Source organism: Streptomyces similanensis, from assembly GCF_039543625.1.
GTDB classification, from domain to species: domain Bacteria; phylum Actinomycetota; class Actinomycetes; order Streptomycetales; family Streptomycetaceae; genus Streptomyces; species Streptomyces similanensis.
The window spans coordinates 54,873-75,011 of the sequence record NZ_BAABKC010000027.1 but is presented as its reverse complement, the minus strand read 5'-3'; the positions used below and the strand labels follow the sequence as shown (position 1 = coordinate 75,011).

The window sequence follows — 20,139 nt, the reverse complement described above, 5'->3', positions numbered from 1 at the left end:
GTCTTGCGTATCGGATCGCGGCACCTCTTGTTGTCCTCTCCAGCGGTCGATTCCCCCTGCTCACCGGCCAAGTCGGGGATCTCGTACGCGCCTCATCCCCGGTGCACGGGTGCACCCGGAGAAATGAGAGCCGTCGCGACCGTAGACGCGTGCCCTCCGGTCTGCAATATTTCGATGAAACAGCGCAAAAAATCGATGACGTGCCACCGCTCTGCCCAGGAAAGAGCCGTCCCCGCCGCCGCACCGGCGCGCGCGAACCTCCGCAGGGAGTGACCCCGCATGACCCCACACAAGCCGAGATCCTGGAGATGGCGCGCAGCGACCGCCGCGCTCGCCTCCACCGTCCTGGTGCTGGGCCTGCCCGCCGCCGGCGCGCGGGCGGCCGGCGGTCCCGACGCCGCCGCCGACGCCCCGGCCAGGTCCGGCAGCGCCCTCGGCGCCCACACCGCCGCCAACGTCACCGACGGCGACGCCGACACCTACTGGCAGGCCGCGAAGAACTCCGCCCAGTGGGTGCAGACCGACCTCGGCCGGACCGCACGCGTCCGCCAGGTCGTGCTGCGCCTGCCCGCCCACTGGCAGACCCGCAAGCAGACGCTGGCCCTCCAGGGCAGCGCCGACGGCAAGAGCTTCACCACGCTCAAGTCCTCGGCGCAGTACGTCTTCGGCCCGGGCAACGGCAACACGGTCCAGATCTCCTTCCCCGCGACCCTCGCCCGGTACGTGCGGGCCGACTTCAGCGGCAACTCGGTCGCCGCCACCGCCCAGCTCGGCGAGATGCGGGTGCTCACCGCCACCGCGTCGACACCCAACCTCGCCCAGGGCAAGCCCTTCACCGAGAGCGGCCACGCCGACGTCTACCCGGCGTCCAACGCCGGTGACGGCAACCGCGACACCTACTGGGAGAGCACGAACAACGCCTTCCCGCAGTGGGCGCAGGTCGACCTCGGCTCGTCGGTCAAGGTGAACCAGGTGATCCTGCGGCTGCCCGGCGGCTGGCCCAGCCGCAGCCAGACGCTCAAGATCCAGGGCTCGACGGACAACAAGAACTTCACCGACCTGACCGCCGCCAAGGCGTACACCTTCGACAGCGCCGGCGGCCAGTCGGCGACCATCGACTTCGACACCACCACGACCCGGTACGTACGCGTCCTGATCACCGCCAACACCGGCTGGCCGGCGGGCCAGTTGTCGGAGCTGGAGGTCTACGGACCGGCCACCGGCGACATCCAGGCGCCCACCGCGCCGACGAACCTCGCCTACACCGAACCGGCCACCGGGCAGATCAAACTGACCTGGAGCGCGGCCACCGACGACACCGGCGTCACCGGCTACGACATCTACGCCAACGGGCAGTTGCGCGCGAGCGTCGCCGGGAACGTCCTGACGTACACGGACACCCAGCCGGCCGGCAGCGACCTCACCTACTACGTCCGGGCCAAGGACGCCGCGGGCAACGTCTCCGCCAACAGCAACAGCGTCACCCGCAAGGGAGCGAGCGGCGACACCCAGGCCCCCACGGCCCCGGGCAACCTCGCCTACACGCAGTCCGGCAGCGACGTGAAGCTCACCTGGCAGGGCTCCACCGACAACGTCAAGGTCACCGGCTACGACGTCTACGCGAACGGCCAGCTCGTCAAGTCGGTCGCGGGCGACGTCACGACGTACACCGACACCCCGTCGGCTGCGGCCACGGTCACCTACTACGTCAAGGCGAAGGACGCGGCCGGCAACGTGTCGGCGGCGAGCAACAGCGTCACGCGGGCCGGTTCGGGCGCCGGCGCCGACCTCGCCCAGGGCAAGCCCATCGAGGCGTCCTCGGCCACCTTCACCTACGTCGCCGCGAACGCCAACGACGGCCAGCTCAGCACCTATTGGGAGAGCGCGGGCGGCGGCTACCCGGCCACCCTCACCACCGAGCTGGGCGCCAACGCCGACCTCTCCCAGGTCGTCGTCAAGCTCAACCCGGACGCGGCCTGGTCCACCCGCACCCAGAACATCCAGGTCCTCGGCCGCGACCAGGACGCGACCGCCTTCACCAGCCTCGCGGCGGCCAAGGACTACACCTTCAACCCGGCGAGCGGCAACACGGTCACCATCCCGGTCACCGGCGCCGCCGCCGACATCCAGCTCAAGTTCACCGCCAACTCCGGCGCCCCGGGCGCACAGGTCGCCGAGGTCCAGGTGATCGGCACCCCGGCCGCCAACCCCGACCTCAAGGTCACCGGCATCACCAACTCGCCCGCCGCCCCGGTCGAGACGGACACCGTCAGCCTCACCGCGACCGTCACCAACAGCGGCACCAAGGCGTCCAAGGCCACCGACCTGAACTTCACCCTCGGCGGCACCAAGGCCGCCACGGCCGACGTCCCGGCGCTCGCCGCGGGCGAGACGAAGACGGTCACCGCGAGCATCGGCGCCCGGGACGCGGGCAGTTACACCGTCGGCGCCCAGGTGGACCCGTCGAACAACGTCATCGAGCAGAACGAGGCCAACAACACCTACACCCGCTCCGACGCCCTCGTCGTCAAGCCGGTCTCCAGCTCCGACCTGCTCGCCGCACCCCTCGCCTGGTCCCCGTCCAGCCCGTCGGCGGGTGACGAGGTCAAGTTCACCGTGGCGATCAAGAACCAGGGCACCACGGCCTCGGCCGCCGGCGCCCACGGCGTGACCCTGACGATCCAGGACTCCAAGGGCGCCACCGTCAAGACCCTGACCGGCTCCTACAGCGGCGCCATCGCCGCCGGCCAGACGACCGCACCGGTCGGCCTCGGCTCGTGGACGGCCGTCAACGGCAAGTACACCGTCAAGACCGTCATCGCCGACGACGCCAACGAACTGCCGGTCAAGCGCGCCAACAACACCACCACCCAGCCCCTGTTCGTCGGCCGCGGCGCCGACATGCCGTACGACATGTACGAGGCGGAGGACGGCACGGTCGGCGGCGGCGCCAAGGTCGTCGGCCCGAACCGGACCGTCGGCGACCTGGCCGGCGAGGCCAGCGGCCGCAAGGCGGTCACCCTCAGCGCCACCGGCCAGTACGTCGAGTGGACCACCCGCGCGGCCACCAACAGCCTGGTCACCCGCTTCTCCGTCCCCGACGGCACGGACACCACGCTGAACGTCTACGTCGACGGCCAGTTCCTCAAGGCGATCGACCTCACCTCGAAGTACGCCTGGCTGTACGGCAACGAGACCGCGCCCGGCAACTCGCCCGGCTCCGGCGCCCCGCGCCACATCTACGACGAGGCGAACCTGCTGCTCGGCAGGACCGTCCCGGCCGGCTCCAGGATCCGCCTCCAGAAGGACGCGGCCAACACCTCCACCTACGCCATCGACTTCATCAACACCGAGCAGGCGACGGCGGCCCCGAACCCCGACCCGGCCGCCTACGCGGTCCCGGCCGGCTTCTCCCAGCAGGACGTGCAGAACGCCCTCGACAAGGTCCGCATGGACACCACCGGCAAGCTCGTCGGCGTCTACCTGCCGGCCGGCGACTACGAGACCTCCAGCAAGTTCCAGGTCTACGGCAAGGCCGTCAGGATCATCGGCGCCGGACCGTGGTTCACCCGCTTCCACGCGCCCTCCTCGCAGGAGAACACCGACATCGGCTTCCGCGCCGACAACACTGCCAAGGGCTCGGTGTTCAGCGGTTTCGCCTACTTCGGCAACTACACCTCCCGCATCGACGGCCCGGGCAAGGTCTTCGACTTCGCCAACGTCTCCGACATCACCATCGACAACATCTGGGTCGAGCACATGGTGTGCCTGTACTGGGGCGCCAACACCGACAGCATCACCATCCAGAACTCCCGCATCCGTGACACCTTCGCCGACGGCGTCAACATGACGAACGGCTCCACGGACAACCACGTCGTCAACAACGACGCCCGCGCCACGGGCGACGACAGCTTCGCCCTCTTCTCCGCGATCGACGCGGGCGGCGCCGACGAGAAGAACAACCTCTACGAGAACCTGACCTCCACGCTCACCTGGCGCGCGGCCGGCATCGCCGTCTACGGCGGCTACAGCAACACCTTCCGCAACATCCGCGTCGCCGACACCCTGGTCTACTCCGGCATCACCATCTCCTCGCTGGACTTCGGCTACCCGATGAACGGCTTCGGGACCGAACCCACGACCATCGAGAACGTCTCCCTGGAACGGACCGGCGGCCACTTCTGGGGCTCGCAGGTCTTCCCGGCCATCTGGGCGTTCTCCGCCTCCAAGGTGTTCCAGGGCATCCGCGTCAACGACGTCGACATCGACGACTCCACCTACGGGGGCGTGATGTTCCAGACCAACTACGTCGGTGGCCAGCCGCAGTTCCCGGTGAAGGACACGATCTTCACCGACATCTCCATCACCAACTCCAAGAAGAGCGGGGACGCGTTCGACGCCAAGTCCGGATTCGGCATCTGGGCCAACGAGCTGCCCGAGCCCGGTCAGGGCCCCGCCGTCGGTGAGGCCACCTTCCGCAACCTGCGGATGAGCGGCAACGCCCAGGACATCCGCAACACCACCAGCACGTTCAAGATCAACGTCGAGTAGCGCGCCGACAGCACCGAACGGTACGGGTCCCGCTCCGCGGAGGGGGCCCGTACCGTCGCGTCCGCCAGGTTCAGCCGGCCGTGCCGGGGAGCGGCCCGCACAGCAGGTTGCCGGGCTCGCGCGGGTCGTCGCTGACCCAGAACTGGGTCCACAGCACGGCGAACTCGGCGCGGCCGAGATATCCGTCGCCGTCCCGGTCGAGACGGTCGAAGACGTCTGCGGTGGACACACCCTGCCCGTGCCAGGTGTCCACGAGCCGCTGGTGCTCGGCGCGGGAGATCCGGCCGTCGCCGTTCTCGTCCACCGCGTCGAATATGGTGTCGGCGGTGGCGGTGACCTGCTCGGACATGGCCGGCAGCCGGTCCACCACGGAGAGGATCCCGTTAAGGTCGATCCTGCCCTCCCGTGCGGTGCCCGTCGCCGCCGTCAGCTGCCCCCACCAGCCCAGCAGCACGTCCTCCACCCGCCCGGCCAGCTCCGACCCGGGCTCGACCCGCGGCAACCGCGCCCAGCGGTCGGCCAACGCCACGAAGTCGCCCTCCTCCAGATAGCCGTTGCCGTCCGCGTCGAACGCGTCGAACATCGCCTGAAGCTTGTTCCGCTGGAACTCACTGGCCATGACCGGCCTCCTCACTCACGGTGCCCCCAGGAGGCTGCCCGCCCCGGCCGACCGCACAACGGCTCCCAGGAGCGGGGGAGCCGGGGCGCGCGCTGCCGAGTGCCGCCCGGGTGCCTCACGCGCCGGTTTCGGCGGTCGCCTTCAGTTCGGCGAGCCAGGTGGTGAGGCCGGCGGCGAGGATCTCGGTGGCGAGGGGCACGTTCGCCTCGACCTGTGTCCCGGTGTGGGTCTCCTCGGTGCGCACGAGGACGCCGCCCTTTGTCCGGGTGAAGGTCCACACGTGGACGCCGTCGATGCGCAGCCCGTCGCCCACCGCGGGGCCGGTCCAGCGGAGGCAGAAGCCCCTGTGCAGCTGCCGGACGGTCGAGGTGATGGTCAGAGTGGTGGCGGGCGTGGCCGGGGTGGCGGGCGCCGGACTGGTCCACCGGAACGCCGAGCCCTCGCGTAACGGCCCGTGGCCGAGGCGGGCGGCGGTCTCGACGGCTCGCTGCCAGGCGGGCCAGCGTTCCACGTCGGTCTGGAGTTTCCACACGGTGCTCAGCGGTGCGTGGATCAGGGTCTCGGTCGCGTAGCGGACCCGGGCGTCGGGGTCGGTGCCCTGCCCGCGGCAGGTGAGCGGCGTGGCGGTGGCGGACGCGGGGGCGGCTCCGGCGGGAGCGGCGGCGCCGAGGGCGCCGATGAGGAGCGGGACGGTGAGCAGGGCGGTGCGCGCCTTGGTGCTGCGGATGCCGGACATGGCGGTCCTTTCGCGCGCTGAGAATCAGCGACGGTAGAGGGTAGTGCTTCTGTTAGAGGCTCTAACTCATCGATGTAACAACGCCGAAGCCGTCGGCGTCAATGGCGTGCGTGATAGGTTCTCGCTCCAGCTTCAGGGCGTAGCCGTGCGGTGCGGCCGGGCAGGGAGGGCGGGAGGCCGGTGACCGGTACGGGCGGTACGGGCCCGAAGTCCCCCCGCGAGCGCTACCGCGCCCAGGTGCGCGCGGAGATCAAACAGCACGCGTGGGAGCAGATCGCCACGGCCGGGGCGTCGGCGCTGTCCCTCAACGCGATCGCCAAGCGGATGGGCGTGAGCGGCCCCGCGCTCTACCGCTACTACGCCGGCCGCGACGAGCTGATCACGGAACTGGTCACCGACGCCTACCGCAGTCTCGCCGACACCCTGCGCCCGGCCGCCGAACAGGGCGCCGACCTGGCCGCGCTCGCCCACACCGTCCGGGCGTGGGCGCTGGCGGACCCCCAGCGCTACTTCCTCGTCTACGGCACCCCCGTCCCCGGATTCCGGGCGCCCGCCGGCACCACGGCCGTCTCCGACGAGATCATGGCGATGCTGCTCGACGCCTGCGCGGCGCTGCCGGCGGCGGAGCCCGCCGCCCCGTTCGCCGCGCACCTGGCGGAGCGATGGGAGCGGGCCGGCGGTCATCCCGCCCCACCCGCCGCCCTGCACCGAGCCCTGAGCTTCTGGACCCGGGTCCACGGCGTCCTGTCGCTGGAACTCGCCGGCCATTTCACCGGGATGGGATTCGACCCGGCCCAGCTGTTCGCGGCCGAACTCGCCGACCTGCTGTCCCGCTGACCGCCCGCCGGCCACACGCACACACCGCGCCCGTCCCACTCCCCGCGTCCGCCGCACCCCCGCGCCCGTCACACTCCCCGTGTCCGCCGCATTCCCCGCGCCCACCGCACTCACCGGCCCCGTCACCCTCACCGGGCTCTCGCACCCACCGGGTCACCGCCGCGCGGTGCCCGTTTCGCCGTCCGCCGCCAGGCCCGCCCGGGCGATGTCCGTCCTCGCCGTGACGTTCAACTTCCGCAGGACGCGCGCCACATGGTGCTCCACGGTCCGCACGGACAGGACCAGGCTCTCGGCGATGTCCCGGTTCGACCGGCCCTGGACGACCAGACGGGCCACCTCACGCTCGCGCGGCGAGAGCTGGTCGCCGTAGCCGAGGCGGCCGCGTCGGTGCGTGGAGACGATGTCGTGGCGGCGCAGCAGCCGCCGGCAGCGGGCCACGTCCCAGCGGGCGCCCAGCTCCCGGTAGACCTCGATCACGTCCCGTACGGCGTCGGCCGCCGTCGCGTCGCGCAGGTCGAGCAGACAGCGGCCGCGGGCCTCGGCCGCCCGGGCCGCGTCGAAGGGGCGACCGAGCCGCCGCCACCGCGCCTCCGCGTCGGCGAGCGGCCCCACGGCCGCGGCCGGCCCGTCCTCCGCCCCGGCGAGCAGCGCCCGGCACACCGTCAGCGCCGCCCGGGCGGCGGGCGCGTCGCAGTGCGCGATCCCGGCCGCGAAGTCGGCGACCAGCCGGTGCGCCCGTACGCCCTGGCCGCTGCCGAGCAGTGCCTCCACGGCGGTGGGCGCCACCTCGCCGGCCCACACCCAGCCGCCGGTGCGCTCCAGCCGGTGCAGCGTCTCCTCCATGGCCTCGCACGCCTGCCCGGGCCGCCCGGCCTCCAGGTGGACGCGGGCGGTGGCGGCGGCGGAGGCGGTGAGGATGACGCCGGTGTCGTAGCGGGTGACGCGGGCGGCCTCGGCGAGGTCGTGCCGGGCCCGGGAGACGTCGCCCAGCACGTGCAGTGCGGTCAGCCCGCGCACCAGCATGGCCTCGGCGGTCAGGTCGGGTATCTCCTGATAGCACAGGGCGGTGCGGTCGGCGGCCTCGTGCAGGCCCGGCCAGCGGCCCTCGTGCCAGGCGAGCACCAGCCGGGCGGTCTGGGTCAGCCCTTCCAGGTACGGGCTGCTGGTGTCGGCGAGACCGGCCGCGGCCCGGCCGAGGTACGTGTGGGCCCGTGCGCCGTACCCGAGCGCGGTGGCCGCGTGCGCCAGGTTGGTCCAGCCCCGGGTGTGGTGCGCGGCCTCCATCGCCGTACCGGCCGCGGCGCTGAGCGCCTCGGCGGCGGCCCAGGCGCGGGGGCTGCCGAGCAGCATCAGCGCGGTCGCCCGGTTGGCGGCGATCGCGGCCCGGGCGACGGGGTCGGCGACCGGTTCGCCGAGCGTCTCGATCCGCTGGAGCCAGTACCGGTGGCGTTCGACGGGCCAGCCCTTGATGGACGGGATGGCGGCGACCGCCATGGCGCGGGCCGCGGTCTGCGGGTCGGACGCCTCCAAGTCCGGTATGGCGCGGGCGACTTCGTTGAGACTGTCCAGTGCGCCGCCGCTCTGGTTGCGCAGCACGACGCTCAGGTGCAGCCGGATCTCGCCGCGCAGCCGGGGCGGCGGGTCGTCCTCGTCCAGCACCCGCCGGACCACGGCCACCACGCGCTCACCGGCCCGCGCCAGCTGCGCGGTGCGGGCGAGTCTCTCGGCGGTGCGCACCCGGCCCGCGGCCCGCGGGTCCTCGGTGACGGCCCGGGTGTACAGACGGGTGGCGGTGGCGTAGTCGCCGGCGGCGGCCGCCCGGTCGGCCGCCGCGACGAGGCAGCGCACGGCCTGGACCATCCGTCCGGCCAGGGCGTACAGCCGGGCGAGGTCGACCAGCGGCGGCCGTCCGCCGCCGCGGCGCAGCGCCCGGACGGCGCGCAGGCCCAGCCGGGCCCGCCGGGGCCCGGGCACCCGGGCCAGCGCGGCCAACCGCTCCAGTGGGTGCCGGAAGGCGGGGTGCGGCCCGTCGGCGCGCAGCACCGCCCGGCGCAGGCACACGTCGACGGCGGCCTCGGCCCGCTCGGGCGCGAGGTCCGCCACCTCGGCGAGGACACCGGCCGGGACCGCCCGGTCCAGGACTGCCGCCGCCTCCACGACGCGCCGCGCGTCCTCGGTGAGCGGCGCGCACCGCCGGGCCCACTCCCGGCGTACGGCCGCCGGCGCGCCGACCTGCCGCAGCGCGGCGAGCGGGGAGTCCGCCCGCGCGTCCTCCCGCTCCTCCTCGTTCCACGCGCCGTCCGCCTCCGCCGCCCGGGCGGGACATGCCGTTTCCCGCGACCGCGTCAACTCCCCGGCCGCCCGCAGCAGCTGGCCGACGACCTCGGGCAGTCCGCGGGTCAGCTCGTGCACCAGAGCGGCGATGTCCTCCTGCTCCGTCAGGTGGTCCGGCCGCAGGTCGGCGAGCCAGTCCCGGACGGACTCCGCGGTCTGCGCGGCCGTCCAGGGCCGGACGTCGATCTCCTCGCTCCGCAGCCGGGCCGGTGCGCGGAAGCCGAGGTCCGGCAGCCCGGGTGAGGGGTCCTCGACGACGACCAGCCGCAGCCGCGCCGGCATCGCGCCGATCAGCCGGCGGAGCAGGCAGAGGGTCGCCGGGTCGGCGCGGTGGACGTCCTCGACCACCAGGACCGCGTCGCCGTACGCCGTCAGCAGCGCCTCGACCGCGCGCGGCGCGAGGCAGCGCCGTACCTCCGGGTCGGCGGCCCCGGCGGGCGGCGGCGGCAGCCGGTCGGCCAGCTCGGGTACGAGGAGGCCGAGGACGCCGGTCACCGGCGGCAGCGGCCGGCCGGGGAGCGGGGCGGGGCACGGCAGCGCGGCCAGTGCGTCGAGGACGGGAGCGAGCGGCATGGCGTCCGCCGCGTCGGCGCACCGCGCGCGCAGCCGCGTCCAGCACGCGAACTCCGGTTCCCGCAGCACCTCTTCGACGAGATCCGGCCCGCCCGCCCCGCTCTCCGCCCGCACCACGGTGAGGCTCGGGGCCGCCCGCAGCGAGGCCCGCAGCAGGCGCGCCTCCGGCCCGCGTCCGGTGGACGCGTACCCACGGGCGGTGCCCGCGCCGTGTCCCGTGTCGAAGCACCGTCCGTCCACGGCTCCGCCTCCCACCGACCGCTCGCCCCGCCAGGACAGGTCGCGCGCCCGGGGCCGCGGCGTCCTGTCCGTCAGGGAGGTGGTCTATCCGTCCGGCGGCGGAGCTCGCAATAGGGGTGCACCACCTACGGATTGCCCGCCGCCGTGTCCGCGACGCCGCCGATGGGCGGGGTGGCTCCGAGTCGGCGGCGGGCGCGGCCCGGTTCGCCAATCTTTAGGTGGCGGTACGCATTGCCGCCTCCGCCACCGGTGTCCCAAGCTCTGGGCAGTCCGGCGACGAACTCCCGTACCCCACGCTCCCTGGCCGGCAGGACGTGCGGGGCGGGGCGGCCGCACCCCGTGGCCGTTCGACGCCGCCGACCCGTGCCGCACGGAACCTCACTCCGTGCGGCACCTTGCCCCCGTCCCGCCGTGGACGCCGACCACCCCGAGGCGACCACGCACCCGCTCCGCCACCGATTGTCATGGCCCCAACATGCCGTGCCGCGGCGGCGGTCCGGCAGTCGCCCTCCGGACGCACCCCGCTCGCACGTGGCCCGTCCGGAGGGCGGCAGGGGCGCGAGGCACCCCCGCCGGGCCCGCACCGGGCCCGGACCGCACCCCAAGGGAGAAACCATGGAGTTCGACGCTCGCGCCGTCCGGCGGACCCTCGCCGTCGGCGCCAGTGCCGCCCTGCTGATGGCCGGCGCGGCCACGGCCGGGGCCACGGCCGCCCCCGTACCGCCAGGCGGCCCCCAGGGCCGCATCGTCGGCGCCGACCGCCCCGGCGCGGTCGAAGGCTCCTACATCGTCACCTTCAAGGATTCCGTCGCCCGCGCCGACGTACCCGGCGCCGCGAAGGAACTGGCCCGGCGGCACGCGGGCAGCCTGCGGTACACCTACACCGCCGCCCTGCGCGGCTTCGCGGTGCGCATGTCCGAGAAGCAGGCCGAGGAACTGGCCGCCGACCCGTCGGTGGCCCGCGTGGAGGCCGACGCGGCGGCGTACGCGGTCGACACCCAGACCAACCCGCCCTCCTGGGGCCTGGACCGCGTCGACCAGCGCGACCTGCCGGTCGACAAGCGCTACAGCTACGACACCACCGCCGCCGACGTGAACGCCTACATCGTGGACACCGGCGTCCGCCTGAGCCACCGTGACTTCGGCGGCCGCGCGGTCAGCGGCTACGACTTCATCGACAACGACACCAACGCCTCCGACTGCGCGGGCCACGGCACCCACGTCGCCGGCACCGTCGGCGGCGCCTCGTACGGCATCGCCAAGGCCGTCAAGCTGGTCAGCGTCCGGGTGCTGAACTGCCAGGGCACCTCGGGCGACACCTGGGCGCCGGTCCTCGCCGGCATCGACTGGGTCACCAAGAACGCCGTGAAGCCCGCCGTGGCCAACATGAGCATCGGCGGCGGCAAGACCCAGTCGGTGAACGACGCGGTGGCGGCGTCCATAGCCTCCGGCGTCACCTGGGTCGTCGCGGCCGGCAACAACAACGCCGACGCCTGTTCCTACTCCCCGGCCTCCACCGCGGCCGCCATCACGGTCGGCGCCACCAACAGCCGCGACGCCCGCGCCACCGGCTGGTCCAACGGACAGGGCTCCAACTACGGTTCCTGCCTCGACGTCTTCGCACCCGGCGACAGCATCGTCTCCACCTCCAACTCCGGCGACACCGCCTCCCAGACGATGAGCGGCACCTCCATGGCCACCCCGCACGTCGCCGGCGCGGCCGCCCTGCTGCTCGCCGCCCACCCCGCCTGGACCCCGGCCCAGGTCCGCGACGCCCTGGTCTCCGACGCCACGGCCGGCAAGGTGACCGACGCCCGCACCGGCTCCCCGAACAAGCTGCTCCACACGGGCGCCGGCACCACCCCTCCGCCCACCGGGCCGAAGTTCGAGAACACCGACGACTACCAGATCCGCGACAACGCCACCGTCGAGTCACCGCTCGCGGTCACCGGCGTCTCCGGCAACGCCCCGGCCGGCCTGTCCGTCACCGTGGACATCCGGCACACCTTCCGCGGCGACCTGAAGGTCGAACTCGTCGCCCCGGACGGCACCGCACACCTGCTGAAGGACTACGACGCCAACGACGGCGCCGACAACGTCCAGGCCACCTACACGGTCGACGCCTCGGCGCACCAGGCAGGCGGCACCTGGAAGCTCCGCGCCACCGACAACTGGACCAACGACACCGGGTACATCAACGCCTGGTCGCTCCAGTTCTGACCCGCGTGCGCGACTCGCGGCGCCGGCCCGCTCCCACTCACGGGAGCGGGCCGGCGCCCGTTCCCGCGTCCCGCCCGGACCCGTGGGCGTCCGGTGACCGCGGCCGGACGCCGTCCACGGTTCCCCTGCCGGGGGGATTGACGGGGCTTCCGTGGGAGGGGTTAATTCCTTGTGCCGTGAATGGGAGCGCTCCCCATCCTGTGCCGGCCTCGGCCGCCCAGGTGCCCGAGGACCTCGACGTGCGGGACTGTCCGGCGGACACCTGAGCGGTGTGCGAGAGCGCCGGGCCGTTCCCGCGGGCGCCGCCCGGCCGTGCGGGGCCGGCTCAGCCCCCGGCTTCGCGCGCCGCGCGTTCCAGCCGGCCGCGGTGGCCCTCCCACCACGTCCGGTCCTGCTCCGCCAGGTCGCCCTTGCCCGGCAGGAGTCCGACCGAGCCGTCGACGAGCTCGCGCACGATGTCCGCGTGGCCGGCGTGCCGCTGGGTGTCGGAGATCACCCGCACCAGGACGTGGTGCAGGGTGACCTCTCGACGGTCCTCCGGCCACCACGGGACGTGACCGACCGCGTCCAGCGGCAGCGCCGCGATCGTGCCGTCGGAGTGCTCCCACGCCCGGCGGTACAGCCCGAGTATCCGCTCCCGTGACTCGTCCGGGGTGGCCCACATGTCCGCGTTGGGTTCCGGGTCCCGGGTGTACCACCAGGACGGCGGCTCGTCCCCCTCCTTGAAGAACGGCCGTCCGAAGGTGTCGCCGAAGTACCCCAGCTCCACGCCGGCGACATGCTTGACCAGCCCCAGCAGATTCGTGCCCGTGGGGGTCAGCGGACGGCGGGCGTCGTACTCCGAGAGCCCGTCGAGCTTCCACACCAGGGCGTCGCGCGCCTCTCGCAGGTACCGGAGGAGGTCCGCTTTCGGGTTCGCTTCGATCATGGCGGACATGCTCGCACCCGGCACTGACAACCGGGGGCGGCCCGGGGAGGCGCCAAGAGGCGGTCGTTCGCCGGAAGCGCCGGCGGAGGTGGCTTGACCAGCCCGTTCGCGCCCCGGGGCGGGCTCGGTCGGCCCGGATGCGGCTCCCGGCCGCCCGTGGTTCGCTGAGGTCTGTGAAGGACGATGGTGCGCGCCGGGGCCGACGGTACGGAGTCCGGCCGCGCGGGGAAGCCGGCGGTGCGGGCCCGGCCCCGTCCGGCGGGCGGCCGCCCACCAGCCGCCGCGGCGGCGGGCACGGACCCGGGTTCTTGTCGGTGCGCGGCCGCGGCTACGCCTGGGTGCCGCCGCTGGTACTGCTCATCGCCATCGTGCTGCTGGACTGGAACACCAGCGGCGCGTTCCGGGTCCTGTCCTGGACCGTCCTGGTGCCGGGATTCGCCGCCGCCCTCTGCGGGGTCTGGGCCACGTCCGTCTTCGCCGGGCTGGCGATCGTCGCGTACGTCCTGTTCGACAGCGCCTGGCCGCATCAGTACCGCATCGGCCTGCCCGACTTCATCCTCGTCGCCGTGGGCGGGGTGCTCGCGGTGCTGGCCTGTGTGGTGCGCCGGCGCGGGGAGCGGCTGCGGCTGCACATGGAGGACGTGACGGAGACCACCCGCCGCACCGTGCTGCGTCAGCTGCCGTCGGGCTGGGCCGGTCTGGACCACGCGGCCGTGTACCTCGCCGCGGACGCGGCCGCCCGGATCGGCGGCGACTTCTACGACATCCAGCCCTGCCCCGTCGGCGCCCGGGTCCTGGTGGGCGACGTGCAGGGCAAGGGCCTCGGCGCGGTCGAGGCGGCGGCGGCGCTGCTGGGCACCTTCCGGGAGGCTGGCTACCACGAACCCGACTTGGCCGGGGTCGCGGAGTGCCTCGAACAGCGCATGCTCCGGCACCGCGAGCACGCCAGGGCGCTCGGCAGGGGGGACGGCGACCGGTTCGCCACCGCGGTCCTGCTCGGCTTCCCCGACGACGACCCGGACATCGTCAAGGTCGTCAACTTCGGCCACGAGCCGCCGCTCGTCGTCGGCCCCAAGGGCGTCCGGCAGCTGCCGCCCGGGGACGGACTGCCCCTGGGGCTCGGTGACTTCGCCGGCCCGGGCCTGCCGCCGGTGCGGCGGGCGCAGATGGTGCCGGGCGAGACGCTGCTGCTGTGCACGGACGGGGTGACGGAGGCCCGCGACCGCAGCGGGGCGTTCTACCCGCTCGCCGCCGAGCTGGCCCGTGCCGTCGCCGTGGACCCGCGCACCGCCGAGCCGGACCGCCTGGTCGACTACGTCCGTGAGGGCACGCTGCGCCACTGCGGCGGCCGCCTGGGCGACGACACGACGATCTTCGCGGTCCGGCGGACCGCCACGCGGTTGCCGTGAGGGCGGGCGTGAGGGCCGGTGCGGTACGTGACGCGCCGGTCCGGCTCGGGGGCTCGAACTTTTGAGTTCGAGCCCCCGAGCCGGATCAGGTCATCCGCCGGTGACCGTCAGCCGAAGGTGAGGGCAGAGGGGCAGGCCACCGAGGTGAGCTTGCCGACCGGGTTCCCGATGCCGACGATGGCGTTGGCGGCGACACCCAGATCCTGGACGTCGACGAGGCCCTGCTGGGCGTCGACCTGGCCGGTGCAGGCCTGGCTCTGGTGGCTGTCGACCGCCGCACCGCCGCCGCCGCGGGGCTCACTCTGCCGGGTCTCCGTCTGGCGGGTCTCCGTCTGCCGGGTCTCCGTGTGCCGGACCTCCGTCTGCGAGCCGCCGCCCTCACCGCCGTGCGCCTGGGCCGCACCGGCACCGAGGAAACCGACGCTGCCGAGCAGGGCCACGACGACAGCGGCCTTCTGGAACTTGCGCATTGCCTCTCCTTATGGATCGCTTCAGCCCGATATGGGCTGGCAACCGACGGCGTCAGCATAAGTGGACGGAGGGCTTTTAACGGGATAAACACCGGTGCATTAAAAATGTCGAAGAAAGTCCTATTGTCGCTTTTCTTACGGGGTTCGGACGCCCCTCTCTCATGCCTGCCCGACTGCCTCGACCGACGCCCGGGCCATGTGTCCCGCGGGGCCCGGACAGCCCTCGGGCGCCGTCGCCTCGTGCCGGGAGCGTCCGGGCTCCAGCCGGAGCATGGCGTGCTCGTCCGGGCCGCCGGGGGCCGCCTGGTAGACCACCATCCGCTGGCCGCCGGTCCGGGCCAGCCGCATCACCTCGTACGTCAGGGTCATCGGGCCGACGTTCGGATGGCGGAAGCACTTCTGTCCGCCGCCGCGCTCGCAGACCTCGTACCGCTCCCAGATCCGGGCGAAGTCCGGTGACTTCAGGAGGAGTTCGCCGACCAGCGCGGTCAGCTCGGGGTCGTCCGGGTCCGCCCCGGCGACCGCGCGCAGATGCGCCACCGAGTGGGCGACCGTCTCCTCCCACGGCTCGTACAGCGCCCGGCCCACCGGATGCAGGAAGAGGTACCGGGTCAGATTGCGCTGTTCCTCCGGCCAGTCCCACAGACCGGGGAGCAGACGCCGGCCGGGCGGGTTGGCGGCCAGGACGCGGTTGTGGCGGCTCACCACGTAGGCGGGCAGCGGACGCATCGACTCCAGCATCCGCAGGACCGAGTCACGGACGGTCCGGTCGGCGCAGGCCGGCAGCTCCGAGCCCCGGCCGGAGGCCAGTTCGGCCAGCTCGTGCAGCCGCTCGTAGCCGTCGCCGCGCAGCCGCAGGGCACGGCCGAGGGCGTCCACGACGGCGGGCGAGGGGTTGGTCTCCCGGCCGCGCTCCAGCCGGATGTAGTAGTCGACGCTCACCCCGGCCAGCGCCGCCAGCTCCTCCCGGCGCAGCCCGGGAGTACGGCGCAGTCCCGCACCCGCGGGAAGGCCGACGTCCTCCGGCCGCACCTGCGCCCTACGGGCCTTCAGATACCTGCCCAGTTCGGTGACTCGTGCCGCTGCCGCTGCCATCGGGTCATTGTGACAGGCGGACGACGGGGCTTGAGGGGGTGTGTCAGGGCCTGGAACGCGGCACCCCGGGAACGGCGCGGTCTGCCGGACGGCCGCCGGGCGGCGCAGAGTGTTCCCGGAGCGGGCGGCCCGGACGCCGGGACCCAGGGGGTGCGCGACACCGGACCGCGGCCCGGCGCCACCGGGGCCGCCCGCCCGACCCGTCACCGCCGTACTCAGGTCCGCCGTCAGGGAGTCCGCCATGCCGACCGCCGATCGTCTCGCCGCACGTCCGCCCGCCCCGTCCGGCCGCGGGCGCGGCCCCGGCACGTCCGAGCGCCCGCCGCGCCGGCCGGGCCCGGACGCAGGGCGCCCGGACGGGGCCCGGCCGGCCGCGCCGCCGCCGCTCACACCCCCGGCGTCCCGGCGCCGGGGGGTGGAACTGATCGCCGCGCTGCTGGGATTCACCGTCATCACCATCGACGTCTCGGCCGTGAACATCGCGCTGCCCGCGATCCGTGACTCCCTCAGCGGCGGGATGACCGGTCTGCAGTGGGTGGTGGACGCGTACACCCTGATGTTCGCGGCCCTGATGCTGTCCGCCGGCGCCCTGGCCGACCGGGCCGGCGCCCGCCGCGCCTACGCCTGGGGCGTCGCGCTGTTCACCCTGGCCTCGCTCGGCTGCGCGCTCGCGCCCGGCATCGGCGTCCTGGTCGCGGCACGCGTGGCGCAGGGCGGCGCGGCCGCGATCGTGATGCCCGCCTCGCTCGCGCTGGTCCGGCAGGCCTACGACGACGCCCGGGCCCGGGCCCGCGCGATAGCCCTGTGGACGGTCGGCGGTTCGGTGGCGATGGCCGCGGGTCCGGTGCTGGGCGGGCTGCTCACCGACGCGGCCGGCTGGCGGTCGGTCTTCCTGCTGAACCTGCCGGTCGGCGCGGTGATCCTCGGCCTGCTGGCGCGGGTGCCGCGCTCGCCGCGCCGGCCGGCCGCGCTGGACGCCGGCGGCCAGCTCACCGCCGTACTCGCCCTGGCCGGACTGGCGTTCGCGGTGATCGAGGGCGGCCACCTGGGCTGGACGGCTCCGCCCGTGCTGGCGGCCGCCGCGCTCGCCGTCGCCGCCGGCGTCGCCTTCCGCGTGGTCGAGGCCCGGCACGCCCGGCCCATGGTTCCGCTCGGCATGCTGACGGACCGCCGGGTGGCCGTCCCGCTCGCCGCCGGCTTCGCCGTCAACGCCGCCTTCTACGGCGGGATCTTCCTCCTCGGCCTGTACTACCAGCAGGTGCGCGGGATGTCGGCGGTCGAGGCGGGGCTGATGTTCGTGCCCATGTCGGCGGTGGTGACGGCGACCAACCTGGTCTCGCCCCGGCTGGCGGAGCGGATCGGACGCCGGCAGGTCATCGTCGTCGGACAGCTGATCTTCACCGCGGCGATGGCGGCCATGCTGCCGCTGACCGCGCACACCCCGGTGTGGCTGGTGCTGGTCCTGCTGCTGCCGCTGAGCGTCGGCGGGGCGCTCGCGGTCCCGGCGCTGACCGCCCTGCTGATCGACGCGGTTCCGGCGGAGCGCGCGGGAACGGCGTCGGGGCTGCTCAACGCGCTGCGGCAGACAGGCGGCGCGCTCGCCGTCGCCCTGTTCGGCGGCCTGCTGGTCGGCGCCGACGACGGCTTCTCCCTCCCGGGCATGCGCCTCGGCCTCCTCGCGGTCGCCGCCGTCCTGCTCGCCACCGCCGCCCTCGCCCGCGTCCTGCTGCCCCGGGACTGACCCCCGGGCAGCACGGCCACGCCACACCGTGGCCGACCCGGCACCGGCCCGCGCGACGGCCGGCACGAGGGGCGAACTCCGCCCGGCCACAGGGCGGATGGCCGACGATGTGCCCCTGGTGTGACGGCTCCCCGCAGCGTCGGCCGGCGCGCCGTTCCGGTCGGGACGACGGCGAGCGGTGCGGGGCGGGGCCCGCCGGCCGCGGAGCGGACGGCGACCGGCGTGTGTGCGGTGCGGTGGGCTCCCGGCCGCTCCGCCCGGCGCCGTCCCGGCCGGGACGGCGGTGACCGGCGGCGGCCGCCGCCCCGGCTGCCGCCGATCCACCGCCGTTCCGCCGGCGCCGTTCCGCGGCTCAGCCGGCCGCCGGATCGGCGGGGGGCGGGAGGAAGTCCGGTACGCGGGTGCCCAGGCCCAGGGACTCGGCTCGGCGGCGGACCAGGTCGGCGAGGGCGAGGTCGAGGGCGCCCAGGCCGAACGGGGAGAACACGGTGACGCGGTCCTCGGGACGCCGGAAGGGTCGTCCGGAGTTCAGCACGGCGCCGATGGACGTCGCGATGAAGTCCCGGTCGCCGCAGAGCTGTTCGGCCAGATGCAGGGAGGTCGACTCGCGGCACACGTGGTCGGCGTCGTCGACCACGTTGACGGAGGTCAGGATCGACCCCGGGGTCAGGTCGCGCAGCGACACGTGCAGGACCAGGGTGCCGCGCCGGCAGGCGTCGGTGGTCACGTGCGGAGTGGCCGCGGTGGTCGCCAGGCAGACCAGCCGGTGGGCGCAGAGCGCCTCCTGCGCGCCGACCGCGACCTCCGTCTTCAGATCGGGCCAGCGCTCCTGGCAGCGGGCGGCGAACTCCTCGGCCCGGTGGTGGTCGAGGTCGAACACGGTGACCGCCGCCAGGTCCGGCAGGACGGCCCGCAGATAGGCGAGGATCTCGAACCCGATCACCCCGCAGCCGATCAGCGAGACGCCGGTCTCGGGGACCGACGAGCGCAGCGTCGCCGCCGCCAGCGCGGCGCTCGCCGCGGTGCGCCGCGCCGAGATCACCGAACCCTCCAGCAGCGCCTCCGGCCGCCCGGTGGCCATGGAGTTGAGGATCACCGCGGCCGACGCGCGTTCCAGGCCGCGCGCCGTGTTGCCGGGGAAGGACGCGATCCACTTGATGCCCGCCACCGGCTCCTCCTCGCCCAGATAGGCGGGCAGCCCGATGATCCGGTCGCGCGGCCGGTCGGGAAAGCGCAGGAAGACCGAGTGCGGCAGGGCCGTACGGCCCCGGTCGTGCAGCTGGTACGCGCGGCGCACCGCCGCGACGACCTCGGTCTCGGCGTCGTCGAGGACCCGGTGGACGTCCGCGGCTCCCAGAATCAGCATGATGCCTCCTTCATCGCCAACTTCGTCTCCTTCCACAGGTGGGACACGTCGCCGAAGTGGCGGGCGACCCATGCGTCGTCGTAGATCGTGTCGAGGTAGCGCTCCCCCCGGTCGGGCAGGACGACCGCGCAGCGCGCGCCCGCCGGGATGCGGTCGGCCATCTGCTCCACCGCCGCCACCAGTGCCCCGGAGGAGCCGCCGGCGAGGACGGCCTCCCGGGCGGCCAGCCGCCGGCAGCCGACCACGCAGTCGAGGTCCGTCACATGGATCACCTCGTCGGCGAGATCGTCGCGGAACAGCGCCGGCCGTACCGCCGCGCCGTGGCCCGGGATCAGCCGGGGCGCCGGGGCGTCGTCGAAGATGACGCTGCCCCTGGCGTCCACCGCGACCACGGTCACCGCCAGCCCCCGCTCGCGGACGTACTCCGCGCAGCCGCGCAGGGTGCCGCACGAGCCCGTCGCGCAGAACAGGTAGTCGATCCCGCCCGGCACCGCCGCCACGATCTCGCGCATCGTCCGCCGGTGCGCCCGCGGGTTGAGCGGGTTGGCGTACTGGTTGGGCCAGTAGGCGCCGGGGATCCGGGCGACCAGCGTGTTGATGCGGCGGACCCGGACGGGCAGGTACTCGCCGGTCGCCGGGTCGCACTCGCTCACCACCTCGACCTCCGCGCCCAGGGCCCGCATGACGGCGATGTTCTGCCGGTTGGTGCGCGGGTCCACCACACAGATGAACCGGAGTCCGTAGTAGGCGCAGATCTGGGCGAGTCCGATGCCGAGGTTGCCGGAGCTGGACTCGACGACCACCGAGCGGCCGGGCACCAGGGTGCCGTCGCGGATCAGTGCGCGCAGCATCTCCAGGGCCGAGCGGTCCTTCATGCTGCCGCCGGGGTTGAAGGCCTCCAGCTTGGCGTACGTGGTGAAGTGCCGCCCCGGGGCGAGCTTGGCGAGCTCGACCAGCGGGGTGCCGCCGATCGTGCCGAGCACGCCGGCCGGCCCGTCGTCAGGTTCCGGCATGGTGGCC

13 protein-coding genes are annotated in these 20,139 nt (G+C 74.0%); 5 read left to right on the top strand and 8 right to left on the bottom strand.

Annotated features, from left to right (window positions below; all coding sequences use genetic code 11):
* Window positions 1-279 precede the first annotated feature (279 nt).
* The gene (locus ABEB07_RS10100; RefSeq protein ID WP_345667954.1) at window positions 280-4,551 is read left to right on the top strand and encodes a discoidin domain-containing protein; all 4,272 of its coding nucleotides are present in this window, start codon (window positions 280-282) and stop codon (window positions 4,549-4,551) included.
* 70 nt (window positions 4,552-4,621) lie between these two features.
* Here the strand turns inward: ABEB07_RS10100 and ABEB07_RS10095 are convergent, their stop codons facing one another.
* Both ABEB07_RS10095 and ABEB07_RS10090 read right to left on the bottom strand, forming a co-directional pair.
* A complete protein-coding gene (locus tag ABEB07_RS10095) occupies window positions 4,622-5,170 on the bottom strand; it encodes an EF-hand domain-containing protein (RefSeq protein ID WP_345667952.1) in 549 nt (182 codons plus the stop codon).
* A gap of 115 nt (window positions 5,171-5,285) precedes the next feature.
* Window positions 5,286-5,906 (bottom strand): SRPBCC family protein, encoded by a 621-nt coding sequence (locus ABEB07_RS10090; RefSeq protein WP_345667951.1) that lies wholly within the window; start codon window positions 5,904-5,906, stop codon window positions 5,286-5,288.
* 180 nt (window positions 5,907-6,086) lie between these two features.
* On the opposite strand from ABEB07_RS10090, the gene ABEB07_RS10085 reads away from it, so the two are divergent.
* On the top strand, window positions 6,087-6,743 hold the full coding sequence (locus ABEB07_RS10085) for a TetR/AcrR family transcriptional regulator (protein ID WP_345667950.1): 657 nt from the start codon (window positions 6,087-6,089) through the stop codon (window positions 6,741-6,743).
* A 153-nt stretch (window positions 6,744-6,896) separates the two neighbouring features.
* Here the strand turns inward: ABEB07_RS10085 and ABEB07_RS10080 are convergent, their stop codons facing one another.
* Window positions 6,897-9,890 carry a LuxR C-terminal-related transcriptional regulator gene (locus ABEB07_RS10080; RefSeq protein ID WP_345667949.1) on the bottom strand — a complete coding sequence of 998 codons (2,994 nt, stop codon included), beginning with the start codon at window positions 9,888-9,890 and terminating at the stop codon, window positions 6,897-6,899.
* Between the two features lie 615 nt (window positions 9,891-10,505).
* On the opposite strand from ABEB07_RS10080, the gene ABEB07_RS10075 reads away from it, so the two are divergent.
* Complete coding sequence (locus ABEB07_RS10075) at window positions 10,506-12,110, top strand: S8 family peptidase (RefSeq protein ID WP_345667948.1); 1,605 nt, start codon at window positions 10,506-10,508, stop codon at window positions 12,108-12,110.
* A 325-nt stretch (window positions 12,111-12,435) separates the two neighbouring features.
* On the opposite strand, the gene ABEB07_RS10070 is transcribed toward ABEB07_RS10075, so the two are convergent.
* A complete protein-coding gene (locus ABEB07_RS10070) occupies window positions 12,436-13,038 on the bottom strand; it encodes a DinB family protein (RefSeq protein WP_345667947.1) in 603 nt (200 codons plus the stop codon).
* Window positions 13,039-13,346: 308 nt separating this feature from the next.
* Between ABEB07_RS10070 and ABEB07_RS10065 the strand changes: the two genes are divergently transcribed.
* Window positions 13,347-14,447 (top strand): PP2C family protein-serine/threonine phosphatase, encoded by a 1,101-nt coding sequence (locus ABEB07_RS10065; RefSeq protein ID WP_345667946.1) that lies wholly within the window; start codon window positions 13,347-13,349, stop codon window positions 14,445-14,447.
* 107 nt (window positions 14,448-14,554) lie between these two features.
* Here the strand turns inward: ABEB07_RS10065 and ABEB07_RS10060 are convergent, their stop codons facing one another.
* Together ABEB07_RS10060 and ABEB07_RS10055 are read right to left on the bottom strand one after the other, a co-directional pair.
* Window positions 14,555-14,917, bottom strand: coding sequence for a hypothetical protein (locus ABEB07_RS10060; protein ID WP_176146934.1), 363 nt, complete (start codon window positions 14,915-14,917; stop codon window positions 14,555-14,557).
* A gap of 159 nt (window positions 14,918-15,076) precedes the next feature.
* Complete coding sequence (locus ABEB07_RS10055) at window positions 15,077-16,012, bottom strand: helix-turn-helix domain-containing protein (protein WP_345667945.1); 936 nt, start codon at window positions 16,010-16,012, stop codon at window positions 15,077-15,079.
* Window positions 16,013-16,253: 241 nt separating this feature from the next.
* On the opposite strand from ABEB07_RS10055, the gene ABEB07_RS10050 reads away from it, so the two are divergent.
* Window positions 16,254-17,753, top strand: a complete 1,500-nt coding sequence (locus ABEB07_RS10050) for an MFS transporter (RefSeq protein WP_425588981.1) — start codon at window positions 16,254-16,256, stop codon at window positions 17,751-17,753.
* Window positions 17,754-18,105: 352 nt separating this feature from the next.
* Here the strand turns inward: ABEB07_RS10050 and sbnB are convergent, their stop codons facing one another.
* Together sbnB and sbnA are read right to left on the bottom strand one after the other, a co-directional pair.
* Window positions 18,106-19,119: a 2,3-diaminopropionate biosynthesis protein SbnB gene (gene sbnB, locus ABEB07_RS10045; protein WP_345667942.1), complete on the bottom strand. Its 1,014-nt coding sequence runs from the start codon at window positions 19,117-19,119 to the stop codon at window positions 18,106-18,108.
* Window positions 19,113-20,132 (bottom strand): 2,3-diaminopropionate biosynthesis protein SbnA, encoded by a 1,020-nt coding sequence (gene sbnA / locus ABEB07_RS10040; protein WP_176146931.1) that lies wholly within the window; start codon window positions 20,130-20,132, stop codon window positions 19,113-19,115. Before sbnA ends, sbnB begins: the two co-directional genes overlap by 7 nt.
* Between the last annotated feature and the right edge of the window lie 7 nt (window positions 20,133-20,139).